This is a genomic window from Streptomyces sp. SM1 (assembly GCF_002910825.1).
Lineage (GTDB): Bacteria > Actinomycetota > Actinomycetes > Streptomycetales > Streptomycetaceae > Streptomyces > Streptomyces okerensis.
This window is the reverse complement of sequence record NZ_NEUB01000417.1, coordinates 1-1,804: the sequence shown is the minus strand read 5'-3', so window position 1 is coordinate 1,804 and position 1,804 is coordinate 1. Positions and strand designations below refer to the sequence as shown.

Annotated in this window: 1 protein-coding gene; it reads right to left on the bottom strand. The window is 75.6% G+C overall.

Annotated features, from left to right (window positions below; all coding sequences use genetic code 11):
- A partial coding sequence (locus tag B9S61_RS10500; RefSeq protein WP_146064777.1) for a type 2 lanthipeptide synthetase LanM family protein occupies nt 1-1,804 on the bottom strand: 1,804 nt, incomplete at both ends.

Here is a 1,804-nt window from a genome sequence, read left to right as displayed (position 1 = left end):
CGGATCGGACGAGGCGGACGCGGCGTGCCCGAGGGCGGTGAGCGCGTCGGGGAGGCAGTCCGCCGGCTCCGGGCCGAGCAGGGCCGACAGCCGCAGCAGCGCGTACACGATGCCGCCGAGACCGTCGTAGGCGCCCGGCCCGGCCGCCGCGCTCAGTTCGGGATCGTCCGCCAGGGTCTTCGACAGGGCGGGCAGCTGCCGGACCGCATCCCGGGCGAGGGCGGCGTACCGCCCCGCTCCGGTCAGCGCGTCCGTGTGCGCCAGGAAGAGGGCCACCCCGCAGTAGCCCTGCGCCAGTCCGGCGCCCATCGGCAGCACCGCCCAGTGCGGGCCGGACACCCGTTCCAGGCCGAGCCAGTTGGTCCGGCCGCCGTCTCGCACCGCGCGGGCGGCGATCTCGTCGGCGATCCCGCACGCGGCGGCGATCAGCCGGGACGCGTCGGGCGCGACGGCCGGCACCGGCTCCACCGCCAGCTCGGACCGGGGACGGTCCAGCGGTGATCCCGCACCCCGTGCCGCGATCGTGGCCGTGATGATCCACTCCTGGTCGTGACAGTCGACCTCGTCCATCCGGGCGATCTTCTCCCGCACCGAGGCCACGCCCGCCACCGGCAGCAGACCGGGCAGCCATGTGCCGTCGTCGGCCCGCACCGCGGTCCCGGACGGCAGATGCGTGAACAGCGGGACGTCGCCGCGCCACAGCGCCGCCGTCTCGTGCTCGATCAGCCGCCGGCGCGCCCCGTCGTGCTCGGACTCGGTCCACAGCACCGCGAAGACCCCCTCCCGGGCGAGCGCGTCGCCCAGCAGCGACGGGTGGGCGGACTCCTCCAGGAGCGCCGCGTACAGGCGGGTGGCGCGGGCGACGAGCCGGGCGGGACGGTCCGCGCCGGACATCAACGGGCCGTCCTCCCGGAGCAGTTCGCCCCCGTCGGTGGCTATTGCCGTGTACGCGGCACGGAAGCCCTCCAGCAGCGCGGCCCTGTGGTCGGCGCCCTCCAGGAGGCGGCCCGCGGGCAGCGGCTGGTTGTGTGCGGCGGGGCTGAGCAGCGGTCCGCGCACGGCACGCATGGTGTCCAGGCCGCTGTCCCGCCAGTGCAGACCCTCGCTCGGGTAGGTGCCGTCGGTGGACCGGCCGAGCGCGGAGATGTCCAGGGCCCCCTGTTCGCCGATCAGCAGGTGCGGCAGCAGACAGGTGCGGTGCACGGAAGCCCGCAGCGCGTCCGCCGCCGGGTCGGCGCCCGCCGTCATGGACTGCGCGAGCCCGGTGTGCAGCAGCGTCTCGGCATCCACCAGGACCGGCTGGTCGCCGCAGGCGATGACGTTCTCGTAGTGCATGTCGGCGCCGTCCACCGCGTACAGCAGGGCCAGCACGGCGCCCTGGCGCCGGTAGAAGGCGTCGGTCTCGGTCACCGTCCGGCACCAGCGGTGCTCGACGAACTCCAGCCAGCCGTAGGTCTCGCGGCGCAGACTGCGCGGGGTGCGCAGCTCCAGGCCGGGAACCTTGGCGTTGAGCCAGCCCACCAGGTCGTCGAGGAGGGCGTGCTGGCCGAGCGGGCGCGGCTTGTAGACCAGCCGCTCGCCGGAGAAGTGCAGGACCGCGACGGACCGGTTGCCCTCGTGGGCGTCCCCGCGGCCGAGCTCCACCCGCGTGAGCGGCCCCGGGTCCCGTCCGTCGAGGAGCCCGGCCGTGAGCTCCTTCCGGTCGGCCGCGAGACGGGCCGTCAGCTCGGCGGTGGCCGCGGTCGCGTCCAGCGCGGTCTGCGCCAGCATCCGGGCCAGCACCGGGCGGGAGGCGAACAGCGCG